The organism is Brevundimonas sp. (assembly GCF_031412435.1).
Taxonomy (GTDB): Bacteria; Pseudomonadota; Alphaproteobacteria; order Caulobacterales; family Caulobacteraceae; genus Brevundimonas.
Window position 1 is genome coordinate 15430 of the sequence record NZ_JANODA010000086.1, and the last position, 24462, is coordinate 39891.

The 24462-nt window shown below is 68.4% G+C and carries 13 protein-coding genes; 5 read left to right on the forward strand and 8 right to left on the reverse strand.

The genetic code is table 11. The annotated features are described in order from the left end of the window. Positions 1-2 precede the first annotated feature (2 nt). Positions 3-1064, reverse strand: coding sequence for a S1/P1 Nuclease (locus RMO01_RS17090; protein ID WP_309630268.1), 1062 nt, complete (start codon positions 1062-1064; stop codon positions 3-5). Positions 1065-1199: 135 nt separating this feature from the next. On the opposite strand from RMO01_RS17090, the gene RMO01_RS17095 reads away from it, so the two are divergent. Then, the gene (locus RMO01_RS17095; RefSeq protein ID WP_309630269.1) at positions 1200-2573 is read left to right on the forward strand and encodes a M20/M25/M40 family metallo-hydrolase; all 1374 of its coding nucleotides are present in this window, start codon (positions 1200-1202) and stop codon (positions 2571-2573) included. 13 nt (positions 2574-2586) lie between these two features. Here RMO01_RS17095 and RMO01_RS17100 read toward each other — a convergent pair whose 3' ends face one another. Both RMO01_RS17100 and RMO01_RS17105 read right to left on the reverse strand, forming a co-directional pair. Then, positions 2587-3264 (reverse strand): DUF1345 domain-containing protein, encoded by a 678-nt coding sequence (locus RMO01_RS17100; protein ID WP_309630270.1) that lies wholly within the window; start codon positions 3262-3264, stop codon positions 2587-2589. Continuing rightward, a complete protein-coding gene (locus RMO01_RS17105; RefSeq protein ID WP_309630271.1) occupies positions 3264-4820 on the reverse strand; it encodes a carboxylesterase/lipase family protein in 1557 nt (518 codons plus the stop codon). The genes RMO01_RS17100 and RMO01_RS17105 overlap by 1 nt, the downstream gene beginning before the upstream one ends. A 273-nt stretch (positions 4821-5093) precedes the next feature. Between RMO01_RS17105 and RMO01_RS17110 the strand changes: the two genes are divergently transcribed. The 4 genes from RMO01_RS17110 to RMO01_RS17125 all read left to right on the forward strand — a co-directional run bounded on the left by RMO01_RS17110 (position 5094) and on the right by RMO01_RS17125 (position 12200). After that, positions 5094-7241, forward strand: a complete 2148-nt coding sequence (locus RMO01_RS17110) for a malate synthase G (RefSeq protein ID WP_309630272.1) — start codon at positions 5094-5096, stop codon at positions 7239-7241. A 54-nt stretch (positions 7242-7295) separates the two neighbouring features. Further along, complete coding sequence (locus RMO01_RS17115; protein ID WP_309630273.1) at positions 7296-7679, forward strand: AprI/Inh family metalloprotease inhibitor; 384 nt, start codon at positions 7296-7298, stop codon at positions 7677-7679. Between the two features lie 65 nt (positions 7680-7744). Further along, entirely contained in the window at positions 7745-8626 is an 882-nt protein-coding gene (locus RMO01_RS17120; protein WP_309630274.1) for an ABC transporter ATP-binding protein, read from the forward strand. Positions 8627-8630: 4 nt separating this feature from the next. Further along, positions 8631-12200 (forward strand): M1 family aminopeptidase, encoded by a 3570-nt coding sequence (locus tag RMO01_RS17125; protein WP_309630275.1) that lies wholly within the window; start codon positions 8631-8633, stop codon positions 12198-12200. Positions 12201-12410: 210 nt separating this feature from the next. On the opposite strand, the gene RMO01_RS17130 is transcribed toward RMO01_RS17125, so the two are convergent. The 5 genes from RMO01_RS17130 to RMO01_RS17150 all read right to left on the reverse strand — a co-directional run bounded on the left by RMO01_RS17130 (position 12411) and on the right by RMO01_RS17150 (position 24462). Further along, positions 12411-13664 carry an ammonium transporter gene (locus tag RMO01_RS17130; RefSeq protein WP_309630276.1) on the reverse strand — a complete coding sequence of 418 codons (1254 nt, stop codon included), beginning with the start codon at positions 13662-13664 and terminating at the stop codon, positions 12411-12413. Positions 13665-13700: 36 nt separating this feature from the next. Beyond that, on the reverse strand, positions 13701-18212 hold the full coding sequence (gltB, locus tag RMO01_RS17135) for a glutamate synthase large subunit (protein WP_309630277.1): 4512 nt from the start codon (positions 18210-18212) through the stop codon (positions 13701-13703). Then, a complete protein-coding gene (locus RMO01_RS17140; RefSeq protein ID WP_309630278.1) occupies positions 18209-19639 on the reverse strand; it encodes an NAD(P)-dependent oxidoreductase in 1431 nt (476 codons plus the stop codon). Before RMO01_RS17140 ends, gltB begins: the two co-directional genes overlap by 4 nt. 120 nt (positions 19640-19759) lie before the next feature. Further along, positions 19760-21199: a TolC family protein gene (locus RMO01_RS17145; RefSeq protein ID WP_309630279.1), complete on the reverse strand. Its 1440-nt coding sequence runs from the start codon at positions 21197-21199 to the stop codon at positions 19760-19762. After that, positions 21196-24462, reverse strand: coding sequence for a multidrug efflux RND transporter permease subunit (locus RMO01_RS17150; RefSeq protein WP_309630280.1), 3267 nt, complete (start codon positions 24460-24462; stop codon positions 21196-21198). Before RMO01_RS17150 ends, RMO01_RS17145 begins: the two co-directional genes overlap by 4 nt.

Genomic DNA, 24462 nt, shown 5'->3' on the forward strand with positions numbered 1-24462 from the left:
GATCAATCCTCGCCGATCATGGCCAGCCAGGGGTCGGCCGTGCCCGCCTCGACCTCGGCGACCTTGACGGCCGGCCAGCCGATCGACTGCGTGCCCGCGTCGCGCCAGGCGAGGGTGATCAGGTCGCGCAGTTCGGCCGCGCCCGCCGCCAGCCGCGCCGTCGCGAACGCGGCGCCGGGCGTCAGGACGGCCGCTTCAGCGTCGGCGGCGAAGGCGCCGGCCTTCTCCAGCCGGTAGAAGGGAATGACTTCGGCCAGGGTGCTGTTCAGATAGGTCGCCATGCGGGCCCGCAGATCGAACCCGTCGAGGTTCGGCGCCGGCATGGCCGCCTCGACCGCGTCCAGCCGCGTGTTGCGACGGATGAACGCGCCCTCAAACGCCCCGTGGGTGCTGCGGGCGTTGGTGAAGCCTTCCGGGTTCGGATAGTCGCCCCAGCCGTTGTAGTGGATCGACATGTGGTGCGGCTGGGAGCCGTCGCCGACGAAATGCGACAGATAGCCGATGTCGCGCAGGATCAGGGCCTCGCGGCGCAGACGGTCCTCGCGGTACCAGGCCCGCTTGCCCGGATCTGGTTCGCGGGCCTCGGCCGCGTTCAGCACCCGCCAGGTTGCGAAGTCGCGGGCCAGCTGCTGGTACCCGTCCATGATGGCGTAGGGCAGGTAGCCGGCGTCGTTGACCTCAATGCCCGCAGCGAGGAGCTGCGCGTCGTATTCGCTCTTCAGCGTCGGCAGTTCGGACAGGGTGGGGCCTGAGGCGTTCATGACATGGCCGTTGTCGTCCAGGTCGACGAAATGGGCCGTGTCGCGCTCGCGGTCGTGCGGCTGGCCGGCGCCCTTGGTGCGGTCGGGCTCGCGCGACAGTTCGCCGACCTCGGCCACGGCGCCCGGGCTGCGCAGGAAGGCCGGCAGTTCTTCGGACAGGCCGCGCATGGCGGCGACGCCGATGGTGCGGTGGCCGGTGGATCCCCAGGCGTCGACCCGGGTTGCGGTGGCCAGGCCGCCGGCCCCGACGATCAGGGCTGCGACGGCGGCGAGCGCCAGGCGTTTGGGGGAAGGGCGCTTCATGGCGGAGCTCCGGCTGAGGTTCGCACCGCCTAGATCGGGGCGGGCGCGGCGTCCAGCGACAACTGCCCCAGATCCGGCTTGACCGTTTCAGGGTCGGACCCCTACGCCTGCGGTCCTGTTCTCCCGGAGCCCGCCATGAAGCGCCTGTCCCTCGCCGCCGTCTCCCTGATCGCCCTGCTCGCCGCGTCCGCGCCCGCTCTGGCTCAAACCGCGCAGCAGGCGCCGGTCATCGAGCAGAACTCGGTCGCCGCCCACATCGGCTTCCTCGCCGGGGAGGAACTGCAGGGCCGGGGCAGCGCCACGCGCGACGAAGCCATCGCCGCCGCCTATGTCACCGCCCAGTTCCGCCTCGCCGGCCTGACGCCCGTTCCCGGGATGACCGGCTACGTCCAGCGCGCCCCGGTGGTGAAGACCACGCCGTCCGGCGCCGCGACCGTGTCCCTCGGCGGGACCACCCTGACCCAGGGCGCCGATTTCGCCATCCTGACGGGCGGGCTCAACGCGGCCTCGGGCGTCGTGACGGTGGCGTCCGATCCGGCCGCCCTGCCGTCCGGCAGCGAGACCTTGATGATCGCGCCCGCCGAGGGACCCGGCGTGCGCGCCCTGTTCGGCGCCGCCATGCGCAGCGGCGCGAAACTGATCCTGTTGCGCCGGACGGAGGCCCTGGCGGCGGCGACCGGCGACAACGGCTCGCGCGACCCGGTCATCCGTCTGGCCGACGCCACGCCGCGCGTCGGACCGGTGGTCCTGGTCGTCGCGCCCGAGGCTTACGACCGGCTCGCGGCCGCTGGCGGAACCGCAGCCTACGATCCGGGCCAGTCCAACGTGGAGCAGGGCTTCACCTCCAACGCCATCGGCTGGCTGCAGGGGACCGATCCCTCCGCCGGCGTCCTGATGATCTCGGCCCACCTCGACCATATCGGCGTCCGTTCGGACGGGGTGGTCATGTACGGCGCCAATGACGACGCCTCGGGCACGGTGGCGGTGATCGAACTGGCCAAGGCCCTGGCCGCCTCGGGCCCCCATGAACGCAGCATCATGTTCGTCGCCTATGGGTCGGAGGAGGCCGGCCTGCTCGGCTCGCGCTATTTCGTCGCCCATCCGCCGATCCCCCTGACCGACATCGCCGCCAACCTCGAGATCGAGATGATCGGCGACCAGGATCCGCAGCTTCCGGCCGGTGTGATGATGATGACCGGCTTCGAGCGTTCGAACTTCGGCGCGGCGCTGAAGGACCGCGGCGCCCTGATCGGTCCCGACCCCTATCCGGAACAGAATTTCTTCCAGCGTTCGGACAACTACGCCCTCGCGCTCCAGGGCATCGTCGCCCACACCATCTCCGGCTGGGCCACCATCCCGACCTATCACACGGCCGAGGACACGATCGAGAACCTCGACATCCCCTTCATGACCAACGCCATCCAGTCCCTGGTCCAGCCCTTGAAGGCCATGGCCGACGGCGACTTCACGCCGGAGTGGGCCGAGGGCGGCCGACCTGCCGCGAACTAGGCCGCCAGGCCGCTCAGATCAGGCTGACCGCCTGGTTCACCGCCAGGGCCACCAGCACGGTGTTGAACACGAAGGCTGTGACGCTGTGGATCGTCGAGAGCCGCCGGATGCCGCGATCGGCGATCTGCACGTCGGCGGTCTGGGAGGCCACGCCGATGATCAGGGAAAAGTGCAGGAAGTCCCAGTAGTCGGGCTGATCGTCGCCGGGGAACAGCAGGCCGCCGCGATCGCCCCCGGCTTCGGGCGCATAGAAGCGATGGGCGTAGTGCAGGCCGAACAGGACGTGGACGAACAGCCATGAGGCCGCGACCGTGCCGAGGGTCAGCAGGGCCTCGACGCCCTTGCCGATCGCGGTGGATCCCGAGGCGGCTTCCGAGATCACGACTGCCACGCTGGCGGCCGCAGCCAGGAGGCTCAGCGGCAGGACGGCGACACCGGCCTCGTCAAGTTCGGCCGCCCGGGCGCGGATGGCGTCGACCGACCGGGTCCGGGCCAGCTTCAGGAAGGTCAGCATCAGGAACAGGGCCACGCCCGCGTCCCAGCCCGCCGCCAGCCGAACGGTCCAGCGCCATTCGGCCGGGGCGGCCAGGGCGATGATCACCGCCGCGGCCAGTCCGGCCAGAAGCACGCCGTGCAACCTCACCAGCCGGAACGGCGGGCGGGCTGCGGGCGGGGCGGGCGGCTGGGCCATCAGGTTCCGGGCTGGATATAGGGGATGGCGGCGAACAGGCGGCGTTCGGCGCCGCGCGGATCGTCCTCCATCCGGGTCGGCGCGTCCATGATCATCGTCTGGCGCCGCGTGAGATCATAGGGCGTCCAGGTCGGCAGGCCGGCGTGGTTCGGATCGCCGTCGCGGGCCAGTGCGACGAAGGCCCGGGAGAGGCGGTCGGCCATGGGCTGGGCTTCAGGGCCCTGGGCGCGGCTGCCGGTCGCCATGACGGTGTCGAGGGCCAGGGGGATGTCGTCGGTATGCATGGCCCCGCGTCGGCCGCCGTCGATCGGGGAGGTCCAGTCGAGCTGATAGACCCAGGCCGGTGACCCTGACGCCGCACGCGCCTCCGCCTCGATCACCGCGCCGCGCCAGCTGCGGGCCGCCGTGGTGGCGGCGAAGAAGACGTCGGACGGCGTGTAGTCCGGATACATCCGGCGATAGGCTTCGATGACGGGTTCGGGCGCGACATCGATGCGGAACTCGCGGTTGGTCATCTTCCCGGGCAGGTCGTCCCAGGTCAGGGCGAAATTGGCCGGGTCGTTTCCGAGGAAGGCGCGGGTCTCGTCGTGGGTGTTGCCGATGATCATCGGGATGTGCGCCGACTGCGACGGGGCGTCGGGATAGAAGGGGTGGCGCATCAGGCTGCGGTTATCCAGCACCGGCCCCCAGTAGAGGCCGCCGAAGCCGAGCACGGGGTCGGTGGCTTCGGAGGCCTTCAGCAGGGCCTCGACCGGCAGGGTCGCGGCCTCGGCGGCGCGGTCTTTCGGCAGGCCGAGGGCATCGAGCCAGGCCTCGGCCCGGCGGGTCGCGTTCCAGGCGCCGGAGGCGGTGACCTGCTGGCCGCTCATCGTGGCGGCCCGGTGGAACAGGCCGGCGGCGGACGGCGTCGCCATCATCGTCGCGATCTTGGCCCCGCCGCCCGACTGGCCGAAGACCATGACGCGGGAGGGATCGCCGCCGAAGGCCGCGATATTGTCGCGCACCCATTCGAGGGCGAGGTGCAGGTCGAGCTGGCCGGCATTGCCGCTGTCGAGGAAGGGCGCGCCGGCGATGCGGGCCAGATAGGCGTAGCCGAACAGGTTGAGGCGGTGGTTCAGGGTCACCACGACCACGTCGTTGCGCCTCGCCAGCCGGGCCCCGTCATAGAGCGGGCTGGAGCCCGAGCCGTTCGAATAGGCGCCGCCGTGGATATAGACCATGACCGGACGCCGCTCGCGATCGAGGCCGGGCGACCAGACGTTCAGGAACAGGCAGTCCTCGGACTGACTGGCTTCGCCCCCCCCCTGCGGGCTGGCGTGACCATAGGCGAAGGCTTCGGCGGGGGCGGTCCATGAGGTGGGGCGGACGGGCGGCTGGAAGCGGCGGGGTCCGGTGTCGGCGCCGTAGCGCAGCCCCCTGAACACGGCGACGCCGGCGTCGGTCTGGCCGCGCACCGGGCCGTTGGTGGTGGCGACGACGGGATGGGTCTCGGCCCGAACCGGGAGGGCGAGCGTCGGCAGGATCAGACCGGCGGCGAGAAGGGAACGACGGTTCATCCCCCTTCACCGTGCACCCCGGCGAAGGCCGGGGTCCAGATCACGGATGTCGAAGGTTCGGATCGGGCGTCGGTCTTGCTGATCATCTGACGGTGTCTTCCATCTGGACCCCGGCCTTCGCCGGGGTGCACGGATGAGAGAGTAGGGTGCGCAAGGGTGGGCTGTCACCGGTGTCATCCGCATCGGCCCTTGCAGCCCCGCTGGCGGTCGGCTCTAGTGCGATCACGCATTGTTACAGGCCGCCTCCCCAGCCGGTCTGCGCAGGAGATCCGCATGACCCATCACGACCGCGCCGGCCTGTCCGTGGCCGCCGAACTGGCGAGCTTCATCGAGGACGAGGTCCTGCCCGGCCTCGGCATTGGGGCGGACGGGTTCTGGACCGGGGTCGCCGGGGTGTTCGCCCGCTTCACGCCGGAGAACCGCAAGCTGCTGAAGCGGCGCGACGATCTGCAGGCGCGGATCGACGGGTGGTATCGCGACCGCAAGAGCCAGCCGCACGATCCGGCCGGGACCGAACGCTTCCTGCGCGACATCGGCTATCTGGTCGATGAGCCCGCGCCCTTCTCGGTGACGACGGAAAAGGTGGACGACGAACTGGCGCGGCTGGCCGGGCCGCAGCTGGTGGTGCCGATCCTGAATGCCCGCTTCCTGCTGAACGCAGCCAATGCGCGCTGGGGCAGTCTGTACGACGCCCTCTACGGTACCGACGCGCTCGGTGACCTGCCGACGGGCGGCCCCTATGACGCCGCGCGTGGAGCCCGGGTGGTGTCGCGGGCCAGGGCTTTCCTCGACGAGGCGGTCCCGCTGGAAACCGGATCGCATTCACAGGTGACCGGCTGGTCGGTCGAGGCCGGGAAGCTGGTTCCCGGGCTGCAGAATCCGGCGCAGTTCGTCGGCTATCTGGGCGAGCCCTCGGCGCCGACCTCGATCCTGCTGGTCAACAACGGCCTGCATATCGAACTGGTCATAGACCGCTCGAGCGCCATCGGCGCCGGCGATCCGGCGGGCCTGTCGGACGTGGTGCTGGAGAGCGCCCTGTCGACCATCTGCGACCTCGAGGATTCGGTCGCGGCGGTGGATGCGGAGGACAAGGTCGCGGCCTACCGCAACTGGCTGGGCCTGATGAAGGGCGACCTCTCGGCCAGCTTCCAGAAGGGCGGCCAGACCCTGCACCGGACGCTGGAGCCCGACCGGACCTTCACCGCGCCCAATACTCCAGAGGGGGGCGGCGGGGTTGTGACCCTGAAGGGACGGTCCCTGCTGTTCGTGCGGAACGTCGGCCATCTGATGACCAATCCGGCGATCCACCTGCCGGACGGGACCGAGGCGCCCGAGGGGATCCTCGACGCCATCGTGACGTCCCTGATCGCGATGTACGACCTGAAGGGTCTCGGAGGGTTCACGAACTCGGGCGCGGGGTCGGTCTATATCGTCAAGCCGAAGATGCACGGCCCGGACGAGGCGGCCTTCACCAACAAATTGTTCGATGCGGTCGAGGACCTGCTGGGTCTGGCGCGCCACACGATCAAGGTCGGGGTGATGGACGAGGAACGGCGCACCTCGGCCAATCTGGCGGCCTGTATCCATGCCGTGAAGGACCGGATCGTCTTCATCAACACCGGCTTCCTCGACCGCACCGGCGACGAGATCCATACGGCGATGCAGGCCGGACCCGTGGTGCGAAAGGCCGATATCAAATCCTCGAAATGGATCGCCGCCTATGAGGCGCGCAACGTCGCCATCGGGCTGGCTTGCGGCCTGTCGGGGCGGGCCCAGATCGGCAAGGGGATGTGGGCGGCCCCCGATCGGATGGCCGACATGCTGGAGCAGAAAATCGGCCATCCGCGTACCGGGGCGAATACGGCCTGGACGCCCAGCCCGACGGCCGCGACCCTGCATGCGCTCCACTATCATGCGGTCGATGTCTTCGCGGTCCAGAAGGATGTGGCGCAGCGCCCGACGCCGGGTCCGGAGGATCTGCTGACCCCGCCACTCGCGAACGGCGCCAATTGGTCGGAGCAGGAGGTTCGGGACGAGCTGGACAACAACGCCCAGGGCATCCTCGGCTATGTCGTGCGCTGGATCGACCAGGGCGTGGGATGTTCCAAGGTGCCCGACATCCACGACGTTGGCCTGATGGAGGACCGGGCGACCCTGCGGATCAGTTCGCAGCATATCGCCAACTGGCTGCTGCACGGAGTGTGCACTGCGGCGCAGGTCGACGCGGCCTTCCTGCGCATGGCGGCCAAGGTGGACGGCCAGAATGCGGGCGACCGCCTGTACCGGCCGATGGCGCCCGATCCCGACGGGTCGCTGGCATATCAGGCGGCGCGGGCCCTGGTGTTCGAGGGGGTGGACCAGCCGAGCGGCTACACCGAGCCTCTGCTCCATGCGTTCCGGCTGAGGGTTAAGGCGGACTGATCGCCTTGCCGCCGCCGTGATCCCGGCGGAAGCTGATCGCCTGAAGAGGGACGCATGAACCGTGACCGAACCATCATCTCCGCCATTGCCGGGGCGATCCTGATGACCGGATGCGCCGCGCCGCCGGCGTCGTCGGAGCCTCAGGAGCGGGCGCTCGCGGTCGATCAGGTTGCTGGCTACTGGGCTCTGCGCGGGCCTGGCGGGGCGCGATGCAGCGTATCGTTGGCCAACCTGGTGATCGACGGCGTCCGTCCGGTTCTGGCGGAGAACTGCGGCATCCCTGACGCTGCAAAGGCGAAAAGCTGGCGCGCCACGGCGGGCGGGTTCGAGATGCTGGCGGCTGACGGCGCCGTCCTGATGGCCTTCCGTCGCACCGGCGAGGATGCGTTCGAGGCGACCTCCGGCGGCTTCACACTGACCCGCGCGCCGCTTTCCTGACACGATCGTAACTTGCAGCCCTGCAAGGGCCGTGACAAGGTCACTTGACTGTCAGGGGGCTGCTCATGCTTACGATCAAGAATCTCGTCCACGTTTATGGCAATGGGACGCGGGCGCTGGATGATGTGTCCCTGAGCGTGCCGAACGGCATGTTCGGCCTGCTGGGCCCCAACGGCGCGGGCAAGTCGACGCTTATGCGGTCGATTGCGACTCTGCAGACCCCGACCTCGGGCTCGATCGACTTTGACGGCATCGACGTGATCAAGGATCCGGAGAAGCTGCGTCGGACCCTCGGCTATCTGCCCCAGGATTTCGGCGTCTATCCACGCGTCTCGGCCTACGACATGCTCGATCACATGGCCGTGCTGAAGGGCATCGCCTCGGGCAAGGACCGCAAACAGACGGTCGAGACCCTGCTGCAGCAGACCAATCTGTGGTCGGTGCGGAACAAGGCCATCGCCGGCTTCTCGGGCGGCATGCGCCAGCGGTTCGGCATCGCCCAGGCCCTGATCGGCAATCCGAAACTGATCATCGTCGACGAGCCCACGGCCGGCCTGGACCCCGAGGAGCGCAACCGCTTCCTGAACCTCCTGGCCGAGATCGCGGACAATGTGGTCATCATCCTGTCGACCCACATCGTCGAGGACGTGGCCGACCTGTGCCCGCGCATGGCCGTTCTGGCCGGCGGCAAGATCCAGCTGGAGGGCGCCCCCGCCCATCTGATGGAACAACTGAACGGCCGGGTCTGGAAGAAGACCATCGACAAGGAGGCGCTGGACGATCACCGGGCCAAACACGAGGTCATCTCGACCCGCCTGTTCGCCGGCAAGACCGTGATCCACGTCCTGTCGGATCGTCGTCCGGGCGAGGGTTTCGAGCCCGTGCCGGGCGGTCTGGAAGATGTCTATTTCTCGACCCTGTCGGCCTCGCGCAAAGTCGCGGCGTAAGACCATGTTCGGGAAAATCGCCGCCTTCGAATTCCGGTACCAGCTGCGCCAGCCGGCCTTCTGGGTCATCGCCATTGTCTTTGGCCTGCTCGCCTTCGGGTCGGTCGCCGCCTCGGACAACATCTCCATCGGCTCGGGCGGCAACGTCCACAAGAACGCGCCCTATGCCCTGGCCAGCATCAACGCGATCATGTCGATGTTCTTCATGCTGGCGACCACGGCGATCGTCGCCAACGTCGTCGTGCGTGACGTCCAGACGGGTTTCGGGCCGATGGTCCAGTCCACCCGCATGACAAAGTTCGACTACCTCTACGGTCGGTTCACGGGCGCCTTCCTGGCGACGGCGCTGTGCTTCGCGGTCATCTCTCTGGGCGTCATCGCGGGCACGATCGCGCCCTGGGTCGACAAGGAGACGATCGGGGCCTTCAGGCCGTGGGACTATCTCTACAACTACCTCGTGCTGGGCCTGCCGGGCGTCTTCCTGACCTCGGCCCTGTTCTTCGGCCTGGCGACCGTAACCCGGTCGATGATGGCGACCTATGTCGGCGTGGTCGCGGTCTTCATCCTGTATCTGGCCGCCTCAGGCGTGTTGGGAAACAGGCCGGAGTTCGAAACCGCCATGGCCTGGGGCGAGCCCTTCGGCGCCGCCGCCTTCGGCCTGGCCACCAAATACTGGACCGCCGCGGAGCGGAACACGCTGAACGTGCCGCTGGAAGGGATCTTCCTGTGGAACCGGCTGCTGTGGCTGGGCATCAGCGCCGCCATTCTCGCGGCCGCCTATGCCCTGTATCGGCCGGCCATCCGGGGGGCCAAGGAAGGCAAGACCGACAAGCTGCGCAAGATGGCCGAGGCCGCCGCGCCCGTCGTGACGCCGAACCGGCCGCTGCCCGCGCCTACCGAAGGCTTCGCCGCCGGCTGGACGCGACTGGCCTCGCGCACCGCGTTCGAGATGTCGCTGGTGTTCAAGAGCCCGGCCTATGTCGTCCTGATCCTGCTGGGCTTCGCCTTCGCGGTCACGACCCTGTTGTTCATCGGCGAGATCTACGGCGCGCCCGTACTGCTGGTGACGCGCGTGGTCATCGACGGCCTGCCGTTCGGTCTGATCGCGATGATCGTGGCCATCTACTATTCCGGCGAGCTGGTCTGGCGGGATCGCGAGCGCAAGGTCCACGAGATCATCGACGCCTCGTCCACGCCCGACTGGACCTTCCTTCTGCCCAAGACCCTGGCCCTGATCCTGGTGCTGGCCTCGATCTCGATCGCGGGCGTCGTGGCCGGCGTCGCGGTGCAGACCTTCAGGGGCTACACCGACTTCGAGTTCGACAAATACCTGATGTGGTACGTCGTGCCGCAGACGATCAACTTCGCCATCCTGGCCGTGCTGGCGATCTTCATTCAATCGCTGTCGCCCAACAAGTTCGTCGGCTGGGCGATCATGGTCGTCTATATGATCTCCACGATCGTGGCCCGGAACATCGGCTTCGACCACGTCCTGTACCGCTATGGCGGCGGCATCGGCGGGCCTCTGTCGGACATCAATGGACAGGGTGATTTCGTCGGCTTCTCGGCCTGGACCGACGCCTACTGGACGATGGCGGCGATCATTCTGCTGACCCTCGGCTACGCCCTGTGGCGGCGGGGAACCGAGACGCGACTGATGCCCCGTCTGAAGCGTCTGCCGCACCGGCTGAAGGGCCCGGCGGGCGCGATCGGTGGTCTCGCTCTGGTCGCCTTCATCGGCCTGGGCGCCTTCATCTACGTCAACACCAACGTCTGGAACGAGTATCGGAGCCAGGGCGATCAGGAGAAGCTGCAGGCCCAGTACGAGAAGACCCTGCTGCGCTTCGAGACCACGCCCCAGCCCACGTTGGTGGACGTGAAGCTGAACCTCGACCTGCATCCCCGCACGCCACGTCTCGAGACGACCGGAACCTATGTGATCGAGAACCGCACCGGGGCGCCGCTGTCGGAAATGCACATGCGCTGGAACGACGAGCTGCAGATGAAGACACTGACCGTCCAGGGCGCGCGGATGGTCCGGGAATGGCCCGAGTTCGACTATCGCATCTATCGCTTCGACACGCCGATGGCGCCGGGCGAGCGACGCACCGTCAGCTTCGACACGGTGCTGGAACAGCGCGGCTTCAAGAACAGCGGCAACACCACACGGATCGTCGACAACGGGACTTTCGTCAGCAACGCCGAGTTCGCACCGGAGATCGGTATGGACCGCTCCGGGGTGCTCCAGGACCGCTCGAAGCGCCGCAAGCACGGTCTGCCGGCCGAGCTGCGTCCGGCCAAGCTGGAAGACATGACGGCGACGGGCCGGAACTATATCGGCGCCGACTGGGTCACCGCGGACGTCACTGTCACAACCGACGCGGATCAGACGCCGCTCGCTCCAGGCCAGGTTCGCAGCGACACGACGGCGAACGGCCGCCGCACCATGCGCTTCGTGACCGAGAGCCCGGTGCTTTATTTCCTGTCGGTGCAATCGGCCCGCTACGAGATCGCGCGGCAGATGCACAACGGTGTGGAGATGGTCGTCTTCCATGACGCGCAGCATGGCCGGAACGTGCCCCGGATGATGACGGCGCTGGAGAACTCGCTGGACTATTTCCAGGCCAACTTCTCCCCGTACCAGTTCCGTCAGGCGCGGATCAGCGAGTTCCCCTACGGCTCCTATGCCCAGTCTATGCCGAACACCTTCGCCTGGTCCGAGAACCTCGGCTTCATCGCCGACCTCAGCGACGACACCAAGATCGACTACGTCACCTACATCGGGGCGCACGAGTTCGCGCACCAGTGGTGGGCGCATCAGGTGGTCGGGGCGAACATGCAGGGCATGACCCTGCTGTCCGAAACCCTGGCCCAGTATTCGGCCCTGATGGTGATGCGGGAGATGTATGGGCCGGACAAGATCCGGCGGTTCCTGAAGTTCGAGCTCGACACCTATCTGCGCTCGCGCGGAACGGAGCTGATCGAGGAACTGCCGCTGAACCGGGTCGAGAACCAGCCGTACATCCACTATCGCAAGGGCGCGGTGGTCATGTACTTGCTGGCCGACCAGATCGGCGAGGCGAATGTGAACCGGGCGCTGGCCCAGTTCCTTCAGGCGCATGCCTTCAAGTCCGCGCCCTATCCGCGCTCGACGGACCTGATCGACCTGTTCCGGGCCAACGCTCCGGCCGACAAACAGGCCCTGATCACCGACCTGTTCGAGAAGATCACCCTTTATGACGTCAAGACCACGGCGGCGACGGCGACCCAGCGCAGCGACGGCCGCTGGGATGTCACGCTCACGGTCGAGGCGCGCAAACTCTACGCCGACGGCAAGGGCGTGGAGACCGCCGCGCCGCTGAACGAGACGTTCGACATCGGCCTGTTCTCGGCCGAGCCGGGCAAGGGCGAGTTCGACGCCGGCAACGTGCTGCTGTTCGAGCGGCGGCCGCTGCGGTCGGGCGTGCAGACGTTCCGGTTCACGACGGCGACGAAGCCGACGTTCGCGGGGGCGGATCCGTACAACAAGTGGATCGACCGGAATTCCGACGACAACGTGCGGAAGGTGGACTGACTGTTTTCCTTCTCCTCCCTGTTCGCCACTTGGCGAATGGGGAGGTGGCGCGGCGCTGCTTCAGCGCCGTGACGGAGGGGGCGACCCGGCGCGTGACGTGAGGGCTGGTCGGTGCTCGCTCGGTGAGACCCGGTCGCCCCCTCCGTCAGCTCGCGAAGGGCTCGCTGCCACCTCCCCATCGCTGCGCGACAGGGAGGAGACGCGGCGTTGTCAGTGAATGCTCTCGCCGTGTTCGGAGTAGTCGAGGCCCTCGACCTCGCCGTCCTTGGTGGCGCGCAGGCCGGTGGTGAACTTGCAGACCATCAGGACCACGAATGTCCCCACCGCGCTCCAGGCGATGACGGCGGCGAGGCCGACGATCTGTTTCACCACGTCGGCGCCCTCGGCCACGCCGTTGATGGCGGTGGTGGCGAAGACGCCCGTCAGTATGGCGCCGACGATGCCGCCGACTCCGTGGATGCCGAAAGCGTCAAGACTGTCGTCATACTTCAGGGCATGCTTCAGCCAGACCGCCCCCGCGTAGCAGGCGGGGCCGCCGATGAGGCCGATCAGGAAGGCGCCCTTGGGGTCGACGAAGCCTGCCGCGGGGGTGATGGCGACCAGACCGCCGACGATGCCGGAGAGCAGGCCCAGAAGTGTGGGACGCTTCTTGTCGATCCACTCAATGACCATCCAGCCCAGCGCGGCGGCGGCGGGCGCGATGATGGTGTTGAGGGCGGCGACGGCGGCGATGCCGTCGGCGGCCCAGGCGCTGCCCGCGTTGAAGCCCAGCCAGCCGACGAACAGCAGGCCCGTGCCGGTGGCGGTGTAGGCGAGGTTGGCGGGCGCCATATTGTCCCGCCCGAAGCCGTAGCGCGGGCCCAGCACGAGGGCGCAGACCAGGCCCGCGACGCCTGCGTTGACGTGGACCACGGCGCCGCCCGCGAAGTCGAGCACGCCCCATGAGCCGAGGTAGCCGCCGCCCCAGACCTGATGGCAGATCGGGGCGTAGACGATCAGATGCCACAGGCCGAAGAACAGCAGGCTGGCCGAAAACTTCATCCGCTCGGCGAAGGCGCCGGCGATCAGGGCCGGGGTGATGATGGCGAACGTCAGCTGGTAGGCGATCCAGAGATATTCAGGCAGGGCGGGCGCGAGGCTGTGAGCCGTGTTGATCCCCACGCCGTCGAGGAAGACCGCCTGAAGCCCGCCGATGAAGCCGTTGGTCGCCGGACCCGAGGTGCCGAACGACAGGCTGTAGCCGGCGATGAACCACAGGATCGTCACCACCATCAGGGACGCCGTGGAGGCGGCGATGGTGGCGATGATGTTCTTCTTGCGAACCATGCCGCCGTAGAAGAGCGCGAGCCCCGGCAGGGTCATCATCAGCACGAAGGCCGTCGACACGAGGATCCACGCCGTCGCCGCGCCGTCGATGACGAGCGGCGCCTGGTGGGCCAAGAGCGTGGGCGTGGCGAGCGTCATCGGCGGGGAGGCCTCTGTAAAGTCAGGGAACCCGGATCATGCGGGGACCGCTTCGCCGGCGTCAATCTTGCGCTCCATCTCGGCGACCGGCAGCGGGACTATGCGGACGAACCGCTTCAGGCTGTCCGACCAGGTCGAGAGGAGACGCCGCGCCAGCGGCGAACCAGTCGCCGTCAGATGCGCCTCGATCAGGGTCTTCAGCCGCGCGCCGGCCGCCTCGGTGACGGGGCAGAAGCCGGCGAGGTCGCCGTTGAGCGCCAGACCCGTGCGGCCGGCTTCGTCGAGTACGAACAGCTCGCCGCCCGACATGCCGGCGGCCAGGTTCCAGCCGACCGGACCGAGGATCGCGACCCGCCCGCCGGTCATGTATTCGCAGGCATGGGCCCCGGCCCCCTCGACCACGGCCTCGGCGCCGGAGTTGCGGACCGCGAACCGCTCGCCGGCCGAACCGGCCACGAACAGCCGGCCCGAGGTGGCGCCGTACAGGGTCGTGTTGCCGATGGCGGGCTGGTGCTCACGCCACTCGATCGGCTTGACCACGATATCGGCGCCGGACAGGCCCTTGCCGACATAGTCGTTGCCCTCGCCCGTCAGCTCCAGCTTCAGGCCCTTTGCCGCAAAGGCGCCGAAGGACTGGCCGGCCGAACCCTGCAGCTTGAGCGTCAGGACGCCGGTCGGACCGGTCGGACCCCAGCGGCGAACGATGGCGGAGGACACGCCCGCGCCGATGGTGCGCATGACGTTGGAGATCGGATAGGTCAGCTCCGAGGTCTGACCGCGATCGAGGAAGGCCCAGGCGTCGTTGAGGACGCGGGCGTCCAGCGTCGGCGGAACCTCGGCCCGACCCTTCTCGGCCCACAGCTTCTTCTCGGCCGCCTCGACGCGGACCAGCAGGGGGTTGAGGTCGAGGTCATCGAGGTGCGAGCCGCCGCGTCGCACCTGACGCAGCAGGTCGGTGCGGCCGACGATCTCGTCGAGCGTCCGGGCGCCCAGCATGGCCAGGTATTCCCGGACTTCTTCCGCGATGAAGCTGAACAGGTTCACGACCTTGTCGGCCGTTCCGGTGAACTTCTCGCGCAGGCGCGGGTCCTGCGAGCAGACGCCGACGGGGCAGGTGTTCGAATGGCACTGGCGCACCATCAGACAGCCCATGGCGATCAGGCTCGCCGTGCCGATGTTGAACTCCTCGGCGCCCAGGATGGCGGCGATGACGATGTCGCGGCCGGTGCGCATGCCGCCGTCCGCACGGACCACGACATGGCTGCGCAGATTGTTGAGGCTGAGCACCTGATGGGTTTCGGCCAGGCCGATCTCCCACGGCAGGCCGGCGTGCTTGATCGAGGACTGGGGCGAGGCCCCGGTGCCGCCGTTGTGGCCGGCGATCAGGATACAGTCGGCCTTGGCCTTGGCGACGCCCGAGGCGATGGCCCCGATGCCGGAGGCGCTGACCAGTTTCACCGTCACGCGGCAGTCTGGATTGATCGACTTCAGATCGTAGATGAGCTGGGCCAGATCCTCGATCGAATAGATGTCGTGGTGCGGCGGCGGCGAGATCAGGGTCGTGCCGGGCGTCGAGTGACGCATCCGGGCAATGAACTCGGTGACCTTGAAACCGGGCAGCTGTCCACCCTCGCCGGGCTTGGCGCCCTGGGCGATCTTGATCTCGATCTCGCGGCACTGGTTCAGATATTCGGCGGTGACGCCGAACCGGCCCGACGCGATCTGCTTGACCGCCGAGTTCATGTTGTCGCCGTCCGGACGGGTGGCGTAGCGGTCCGGATCCTCGCCGCCCTCGCCCGAGACCGAGCGGGCGCCGATGCGGTTCATGGCGACGTTCAGGACGCCGTGGGCCTCGGGCGACAGGGCGCCCAGGGACATGCCGGGGGTCAGGAAGCGCTTGCGGATATCCGAAACGGATTCGACCTCGGACACCGGGACCGGCTTCAGGCCTTCGCGCCAGTCGAGCAGGTCACGGGGCGCGTTGTCGGGCTGGGTCGCGACGGCTTCGGAATACTGCTTGAAGCGTTTGTAGTCGCCGCGATTGCAGGCGTCCTGCAGCAGGTGGATGGTCCTGGCGTCGTGGGCGTGGCTTTCCTGTCCCGCGCGGATGCGGAAGAAGCCGCCGACGGCCGGGGAGGGAGTCGCCTCGGTCCAGGCCTGGGCATGGCGTTGCAGCGCCGCCCGCTCAAGACCCGCCAGGCCGATGCCGGAGATACGCGACGGGGCGCCCGGGAAGAACTCGGCCGTGACGGCGCGTGACAGGCCCAGAACCTCGAACTCGCAGCCGCCGCGATAGGCGGAGATGATGCTGATGCCCTTGCGAGCCAGGGTCTTCATCAGGCCGGCCTCGAGCGCGGCCTTGTAGTTCAGGCAGGCGTCGCGGAGGCTGAGGCCCGGCCAGGCGCCGCGATCGAGACGTTCCTGGAACATCTCCTGGGCCAGCCACGGGTTGATGGCCGTGGCGCCGACGCCGACGAGGACGGCGAACCCGTGAGGGTCCAGCACCTCGGACGAGCGGACGACGATGGAGACGAAGCTGCGCAGACCCTTGTCGGTCAGGCGGCCGTGGGCGCCGGCCGTGGCCAGGATCATGGGGACGGACAGGCGGATCTCCGACGCGCGTTCGTCGGTCAGAACGACGAGGCTGGAGCCACCCCGAACCGCCGCCTCGACCTCGTCGCGGATGCGATCCAGCGCGCTGCGCAGGCCCGCGCCCGGGCGGGCGCCGGCCTCCGGTAGCGGATAGGAACAGTCGATGATCACGGTCGAGCCGGCGCCGACGACATCAAGCATCCGCTCGTACATGCCGGTCGTCAGGACGGGGCTGTCGAGGACGAAGACGTTCGTCTGCGCTTCCTCCTCGGCGAGGATGTTGCCGAGGTTCTTGAACCGGGTCTTGAGGCTCATGGCCCCCGCTTCGCGCAGGGGGTCGATCGGCGGGTTGGTGACCTGGGAGAAGTTCTGACGGAAATAGTGGGCCAGCGGACGGGGCAGGGCGGACAGGACTGCGGGCGGGGTGTCGTCGCCCATCGATCCGACCGCCTCCTTGCCGTCCTTGATCATCGGATCGAGCAGCAGGTCCAGGTCTTCCCGCGAATAGCCGGCGGCGATCTGGCGACGGGTCAGGGCTTCGCCGGTGGCGGCGCGGGGCTCGGGTCCTGGGCCGATGATCGGCTCCAGATCGACCATGTTCTCCAGCCACTCCGTATAGGGGTGGTCGGCCGCGAGGGCGTCGATGGTCTCGATCTCGTCGAGCAGGACGCCGTTCTGGAGATCGGCGACGATCATGCGGCCGGGACCGATCGGCAGGCGACGTTTGATGCGGCTTTCCGGCAGGCCCGCGAGGCCGGCTTCAGACCCTGCCAGGAGCAGACCGTCGTGGGTCTCCATGGCGCGCAAGGGGCGGAGACCGTTGCGATCCTTGCCGCAGACGACCCAGCGGCCGTCGGTGGCGCAGATGGCGGCGGGGCCGTCCCACGGCTCCATCACGGCGTTGCAGTAGGCGTACAGCGCGCGATGCTCGGCCTTCATCAGGCCCTCGTCGCGGGCCCAGGCTTCGGGGATCAGCAGGGCCTTGGCCATGGGCGCGGGACGGCCGGCGCGGACCAGGACCTCGAACACATTGTCCAGTGCGGCGGAATCGGACCCACCCGGCTGGACGACGGGCTTCACGTCGCCGTCGTGGTCTCCGAAGGCCTGGGCCGTCATGCGGATCTCGTGCGACCGCATCCAGTTCAGATTGCCCTTCAGCGTGTTGATCTCGCCGTTATGCGCCAGCATCCGGAAGGGCTGGGCCAGGCGCCACTCGGGGAAGGTGTTGGTCGAATAGCGCTGGTGGAAGATGGCGTAGGCGGCCTGGAAGGTCGGATCCAGCAGGTCGGGGTAGAGCTGGTCCAGCAGTTCGGCGCGGACCATGCCCTTGTAGATCAGCGACCGGGCCGACAGTGAGCAGATGTAGAAACCGGGCACGCTCTCCGCCGCGACCGCGCTCTCGATGCGGCGGCGGACCAGGTAGAGTTCGCGCTCCAGCGCCTCGCCGTCGTCGGCCAGATCGGCGGGGACGGCCAGCATGATCTGTTCGATCTCGGGGCGGGTCGCATCGGCCTTGGAGCCGACGACGCTGAGGTCGATCGGCGTCTGGCGCCAGCCGTAGATGGTGAACCCGGCGCGCAGGACTTCGGTTTCGACGATGGCGCGAGCGCGGTCCTGGGCGCCCAGGTCGGTGCGCGGCAGGAAGATCTGGCCGATGGCGATAGGGCCGGGCTTCAGCGTCTGGCCGATGACCCTGACCTGTTCGGCGAAGAAGGCCTGGGGCGCCTCGACCATCAGGCCAGCACCGTCACCCGACAGACCGTCGGGATCGACCGCGCCCCGGTGGGCGACGTTCTTCAGCGACTTGATGGCGAGCTCGACCACCTCGCGGCGGGGCTTGCCGTCGATCGCGGCGACGAGGCCGACGCCGCAGGCGTCCTTCTCCGACGACGGCTCATAGGCATGGGCGTCGATCAGGCGCTGGCGGTCTTGCTGGTATTTGGTCAGCCAGGTCATGCGGCGGCTTCTTCAGTCTGGGTACGCAGGTAACGGTCGATCTCGGCGGCGGCGTCCTGGCCGTCGCGGACGGCCCAGACGACGAGGGAGGCGCCGCGGACGGCGTCGCCGGCGGCGTAGACGCCGGGCAGGGAGGTGGCGAAGCCCGAGCGGGCCGTGGCCACGGTGTTCCATTGGGTCAGCGACAGCTCATCGTGATGGGCGGCGAACTTCTCCGGCTCAAAGCCGAGAGCCTCGATGACCATGTCGGCGGGCAGGTCGAAGTCGCCGCCGGGGACGGCGACGATATCGCGGCGCTTGCCGAACTCGGGCTCTGACAGGGTCATGCGCGCGGCGCGGACGGCCGAGGTCGAGCCGCCCTTCGACATCAGGGCCTTGGGCGCGCCGAGCCACTCGAAGACGACGCCTTCTTCCTCGGCGTTGGAGACCTCGCGGGCCGAGCCGGGCATGTTCTCGCGGTCGCGACGGTAGAGGCAGGTGACGCTGGCCGCCCCCTGGCGGATGGCGGTGCGGACGCAGTCCATGGCCGTATCGCCGCCGCCGATGACGACGACCTTGCGGCCCCTGGCGTGATGCCAGGTGTCGTTGTCCGCCTCCCCAAGGTCGCGACGGTTCTGGTGGATCAGGAACTCCAGTGCAGGGATGGTCGAGCCGGGGCCGACGCCGGGCGCCTGGAGCGCCCGGGCCTGATAGACGCCCATGGCCAGCAGGACGGCGTCATGCTTCTCGCGCAGTTCGGCGAGCGTGATGTCTGTACCGACGTCGCAGTTGGCGATGAAGGTCACGCCGCCGTCGATCAGGCGATCGACACGACGCTGGACGACGCGCTTCTCCAGCTTGAAGCCGGGGATGCCGTAGGTCAGCAGGCCGCCCGGACGGTCGTGGCGGTCGTAGACGGTGACCTGATAGCCCTGTTCGCGGAGGCGGTCGGCGGCGGCCATGCCGGCGGGACCCGCGCCGACGATGCCCACGGACTGGCCGCGCTCATGCAGGGGGCGGATGGGTTCGACCCAGCCGTTGTCGAAGGCGGTGTCGCCGATGAAGGCCTCGACCGAGCCGATGGTCACGGCTTCCCAGCCGGACTGGTTCAGGGTGCAGGAGCCCTCGCACAGGCGGTCCTGCGGACAGATGCGACCGCAGATCTCGGGCATGGTCGAGGTGGCCGAGGCGATGCGCCAGGCCTCGCGCATCTCGTCCTCGGCCGACAGGCCCAGCCAGTCGGGGATGTTGTTCTGGAGCGGGCAGGCGGTCTGGCAGAAGGGCACGCCGCAGTCGGTGCAGCGCCCGGCCTGTATTTCGACGTTCTCCGCGGTCGGTTTGACGATGATCTCGCCGAAATCCTGCACGCGCACGGACGCCTCCGCCTTGGGCAGGCGACGCGGTTGAACGACGAACCCTTGCGGTCCGGATGGGCCTTTCTGTTGCATGGCAACATATAAAGCGTCGCCGGGCCGTCAGCGCAAATGATTTCCCCGATCCGGGGCCAAATCATATGTCATGCGCATGAAATGACCTCGATCTGAGAACCGTTCGCGGTTTTGTTCGCCTCAGCCCTGATCCCAGCCGCCGGCCAGGGCCTTGAACAGGGCGATCTGATAGGTGGTGACCAGCGCATCCGACTGGGCCAGGGTCGCTTCGGCGGCCGCTTCCGTGCGCTGGGCGTCCAGCACGGTCAGGAAGCTGTCGGCGCCGGCGTCGAAACGCAGGCGGGCCAGTCGGGCGGCGTTGGCGGCCTGGTCCCGCGCCTCGGTCAGGGCCGCGCGGCGGTCCAGTTCGTTGGCGTAGTTGGTCAGGGCCGTCTCGGTCTCCTGCAGCGCCAGAAGCACGGTCTGGTCGAAGGTCGCCAGGGCCGCGTCGGTGCGGGCGTCGGCGGCCTCGATCCGGGCGCGGGCGGCCAGGATGTTCGGGAAGCTCCAGCTGATCAGCGGGCCGAACGAGAACCGGTAGGACGTGTCGTCGCTGAGGTCGCCGGCCTCCAGCGCCGTCGATCCGATCGATCCGCCCAGAGATATGGTCGGGAAGAGGGCGGCGGTGGCGACGTTGACCCGAGCGGCGGCGCCGGCGAGGGCGCGCTCCGCCTGACGGATGTCGGGACGGCGGGCCAGCAGGGCCGCGCCATCGCCAACCGGGATCGGCTGGGAGAGCTGCGGCGGACGCTGGCACGACCGGGCGGCTTGCGAGGCCTCGGCCGGGGTGACGCCGGTCAGGGTCGCGAGGCGATAGAGGGCGCCGTCGCGCTGGGCTCGCAGGCTCGGCAGTTGCGCCCGGGTGGAGGCCAGCAGGGACCGGGCGCGGGCGGTATCGAGACCCGTGCCGGCGCCGCCTTCCAGCAGGCGCTGGGTCAGGTCGGCGGTGTTCTGCTGCAGGCCGATGGTCCGTTCGGCGACCGCGATCTGGGCGTTTGCGGAACAGGCGTCGGCATAGGCTCGGGCTGTCTCGGCGGCGACCGTGACGCGGATCACATCGAGCGCCGCGGCCTGGGCGTCTGCATCGGCGTTAGCGGCGCGGATGGTGGAGGCGACCCGACCGAACAGGTCGATCTCGTAGGAGGCGTCGAGACCGACGGAATAGGCATCGACCTCCGGTGCTTCCTGACCTGCGGGCAGGCCGGGGGTGGTCGCGGCCGAGGCTCGGCTGCGGGTCGCGGAGGCCGAGGCGCCGGTCGTCGGGAAGAGGCCCGAACGGGCTTCCGACAGGCTGGCCCGGACGGCGCGGAGATTGGCGACGGCGGCTTCCAGTTCGTTGTTCTGGGCGAAGGCCTGTTCGATCAGGCTGTCCAGCGTGGGGTCGGCGTAGAGCCGCCACCAGTCGCTGCGGGCCTCGGCCGACGTGGTGGCGCCGGCGGCGGTCCCGAGCGGCGAACTCACGAAGGCGCCCGACGCGAGGGGGGGGAGAGGGGCGTCGGGCGCCTTCGGCCCGACCGCGCAGGCCGCCAACAGGGCGGAGGCGGCGCACGCGGTCAGGAGGGGGGGGAGGCGGAAAGTCATGCGGCGTCTCCCGTGCGCGGGGCGGTGAGCGCCGGCGTGGGGTGAATGGCGTCGTCCGAAGGGGCGCCGGTCGTCGGGGTCACGCTGGGCGCGGCCGGCCGCTGCGGGATCTTCGAGGCCAGGCCCCGGCAGATCACATAGAAGACCGGCGTGAACAGCAGACCGAAGACGGTCACCCCGATCATACCGAAGAAGACAGCGGCCCCGAGGGACCGGCGCATCTCGGCGCCGGCGCCCTCGGCCAGCACCAGGGGCAGGACCCCCAGGATGAAGGCGAAGGACGTCATCAGGATCGGGCGCAGGCGGGTCCGGGCGGCCGTGACGGCGGCGTCCCAGCGGTCCAGACCGTGCTCGTCCTCGTTCTGCTTGGCGAACTCGACGATCAGGATGGCGTTCTTGGCCGCCAGGGCGATCAGCACCACCAATCCGACCTGGACCAGGATGTTGTTGTCCAGCCCCAGGGCGTTGACCCCCAGCATGGCCGCCAGCAGACACATCGGCACGATCAGGATGACCGCCAGCGGAAGGGTGAAGGCCTCGTACTGGGCGGCGAGCACCAGGAAGACCAGCAGCACCGCGACCACGAAGATGATCGTCGCGCCGCCGGAGGCCTGTTTCTCCTGGAAGGCCAGTCCGGTCCATTCGTAGGAGAAGCCCGGCGGCAGGGTGGTCGCCGCCATATTCTCCATGATTCCGATCGCCGTCCCTGACGAGACGCCCGGCGCGCCCTGGCCCTGCAACTCGGCTGCCGGGAACAGGTTGTAGCGCACGATCCGGGACGGACCCGAGCTCTCGCGGAAGGTGGCGACCGAACCCAGGGGCACCATGGCGCCCGAGGCCGAACGGACCTTCAGATTGGCGATGTCGGCCATGTCGTCGCGATAGGCCGGCTCCGCCTGCGCCGTCACCCGGAAGGTGCGACCCAGCATGTTGAAGTCGTTGACGTAGGACGAACCCAGGTAGATCCCCATCGTGTTGAACACGTCGGAAGGCTGGACCCCCATCATCAGGGCGCGATCACGGTCGACGTCGGCTTCGACGCGCGGCGAGGCGGTGTTGTAGGTCGAGAAGACCTGCTGCACCTCGGTCGGCGCCTGGGCTGCGGCCCCCATCATGGCGAAGGTCGCGCCTTCCAGCGCGCCGTAGCCGGCCCCGGTCCTGTCCTGGATCATCATCGCAAAACCGTTGCCGGTGCCCAGGCCCTGGATGGACGGCGGGGCGATGACGAAGATGTTGGCGTTCTGGATGCCCTGGGCCGCGCCGGTGATGGCGCCGGCCAGGGCCGTCGCGGTCGTCTCGCGCGTCTCCCGATCATGGAAGTCGTTCAGGCGCACGAAGATGGTCGCGGCGTTTGAGCCGAACGAGAAGCTCGTCCCGTCGAGACCCGAGAAGGCCACGGTGCCGTCGACACCCTCGGTGTTCTCGATGATCTCGCGGGCGCTGGTCATCACCGCATTGGTGCGTTCCAGCGACGAGCCGGCGGGCAGCTGGATCACGCCGATCAGGAAGCCTTGATCCTGGTCCGGGATGAATCCCGACGGGGTGTCGATCAGACGCCAGGCGGTCAGGCCGAGCAGGCCGGCATAGACGACCAGAACCACGGCGACCGTGCGCACCAGGCGGGCGGTCAGGCGGCCATACTTCTGCGACAGCCAGTCGAAGCCATCGTTGAACTTCCGACCGGCCCAGCCGCCATAGTAGCGGGCCTTGCCGAGGATGGTCGTCGGACGTGCGGCGTGCTCGTCGTGCTCGTCGTGTGGCTTCAGCAGCAGGGCGGCCATGGCGGGCGACAGCGTCAGGGAGACAAACAGCGAAACCACCGAGGCGGCCGCGATCGTCACGGCGAACTGACGATAGAAGATGCCCGGGATGCCCGGCACGAACATGGTCGGAATGAACACGGCGACCAGAACCAGACCGATGGCGATCAGGGCGCCCGAGACCTCCTGCATGGACTTGTAGGCGGCGTCCTTGGGCGACAGGCCTTCGCGGATGTAGCGTTCCACGTTCTCGACCACGACGATGGCGTCATCGACCACGATCCCGACCGCGAGCACCAGGGCCAGCAGGGACAGGGAGTTGATCGAATAGCCGAGCGCCAGCTGCACTGCGAAAGTGGCGACCAGGGCGATCGGGATGGCGACGATCGGAATGATGGCGGCGCGCCAGGACTGCAGGAAGATCAGCACTACGAGCACGACCAGGATGATCGCCTCGATCAGGGTATGCTGCACCGACTCGACCGAGGCGGCGACGAACTCCGTCGGGTTGTAGGGGATGCCGATTTCGAGACCCTGGGGCGCGTCTGCTTTTATGAGCTCGAGCTCCGCCATCACGCGTTCGGCGGTGCCGAGGGCGTTGGCGCCCGGCTGCTGAACGATAGCGATGCCGACGCCGCGTTGACCGTCGAAATAGCCCTGGATACCGTAGTCCTGTGCGCCCAGTTCGACACGGGCGACGTCGCGGACGCGGGTGACCCGTCCCTCGGCATCGGTCTTGATGACGATCTCGGCGAACTCGTCCGGGTTGGACAGACGACCCTGAACCTGGATCGGCTGCTGGAAGGCGGAGGCGTTGGTGGCGAACGGAGGCTGGCCGATCGAGCCGGCGGCGGCCTGGATGTTCTGACCGCGCAGGGCGACGACGATGTCGGTCGCGTTCAGACCGCGTGCGGCGGCCTTGGCCGGATCGATCCAGATGCGCATCGAATAGTTGCCGCCGCCGAAGATGGTGACGTTGCCCACGCCCTCGATCCGCAGCAGCCGGTCGCGCAGGGTCGAATTGGCGTAGTTGCCGACATAGTCGTTGTTCAGGACGTTCCCGGGCGAGGTCAGGCCCAGGATCATCAGGAAGCCAGACTCCTGCTTGTTCACGATCACGCCGACCTGGCGCACGGCCTCGGGCAGGCGGGGTTCAGCGAGGGCGACGCGGTTCTGGACCAGCACCTGGGCGCTATCCAGATCGGTGCCGGGCTGGAAGGTCACGGTGATCGCCACCGCACCATCGGAGGTCGAGGACGAGGACAGATAGAGCATCCCCTCGACGCCGTTCACCTCCTGCTCGATGGGGGCGGCGACGGTCTCGGCCAGGGTCTCGGCCGAGGCGCCGGCGTAAGCGGTGTTGATGGTGATCGTGGGTGGCGCGATCTCCGGATACTGCGCGAGCGGCAGCAGCGGGTAGGCGAAGATCCCGACCAGGGTGATGAACACCGACAGGACGGCCGCGAAGATCGGTCTGTCGATGAAGAAGCGTGAAATGTTCAT

What these genes read in the sequence shown, in the direction of transcription:
- RMO01_RS17090 (WP_309630268.1), bottom strand. Translation starts at nt 1,064, where the DNA reads ATGAAGCGCCCTTCCCCCAAACGCCTGGCGCTCGCCGCCGTCGCAGCC.
- RMO01_RS17095 (WP_309630269.1), top strand. Translation starts at nt 1,200, where the DNA reads ATGAAGCGCCTGTCCCTCGCCGCCGTCTCCCTGATCGCCCTGCTCGCC.
- RMO01_RS17145 (WP_309630279.1), bottom strand. Translation starts at nt 21,199, where the DNA reads ATGACTTTCCGCCTCCCCCCCCTCCTGACCGCGTGCGCCGCCTCCGCC.
- RMO01_RS17125 (WP_309630275.1), top strand. Translation starts at nt 8,631, where the DNA reads ATGTTCGGGAAAATCGCCGCCTTCGAATTCCGGTACCAGCTGCGCCAG.
- RMO01_RS17130 (WP_309630276.1), bottom strand. Translation starts at nt 13,664, where the DNA reads ATGACGCTCGCCACGCCCACGCTCTTGGCCCACCAGGCGCCGCTCGTC.
- RMO01_RS17140 (WP_309630278.1), bottom strand. Translation starts at nt 19,639, where the DNA reads ATGCAACAGAAAGGCCCATCCGGACCGCAAGGGTTCGTCGTTCAACCG.
- RMO01_RS17115 (WP_309630273.1), top strand. Translation starts at nt 7,296, where the DNA reads ATGAACCGTGACCGAACCATCATCTCCGCCATTGCCGGGGCGATCCTG.
- RMO01_RS17120 (WP_309630274.1), top strand. Translation starts at nt 7,745, where the DNA reads ATGCTTACGATCAAGAATCTCGTCCACGTTTATGGCAATGGGACGCGG.
- RMO01_RS17100 (WP_309630270.1), bottom strand. Translation starts at nt 3,264, where the DNA reads ATGGCCCAGCCGCCCGCCCCGCCCGCAGCCCGCCCGCCGTTCCGGCTG.
- gltB (WP_309630277.1), bottom strand. Translation starts at nt 18,212, where the DNA reads ATGACCTGGCTGACCAAATACCAGCAAGACCGCCAGCGCCTGATCGAC.
- RMO01_RS17110 (WP_309630272.1), top strand. Translation starts at nt 5,094, where the DNA reads ATGACCCATCACGACCGCGCCGGCCTGTCCGTGGCCGCCGAACTGGCG.
- RMO01_RS17150 (WP_309630280.1), bottom strand. Translation starts at nt 24,462, where the DNA reads ATGAACATTTCACGCTTCTTCATCGACAGACCGATCTTCGCGGCCGTC.
- RMO01_RS17105 (WP_309630271.1), bottom strand. Translation starts at nt 4,820, where the DNA reads ATGAACCGTCGTTCCCTTCTCGCCGCCGGTCTGATCCTGCCGACGCTC.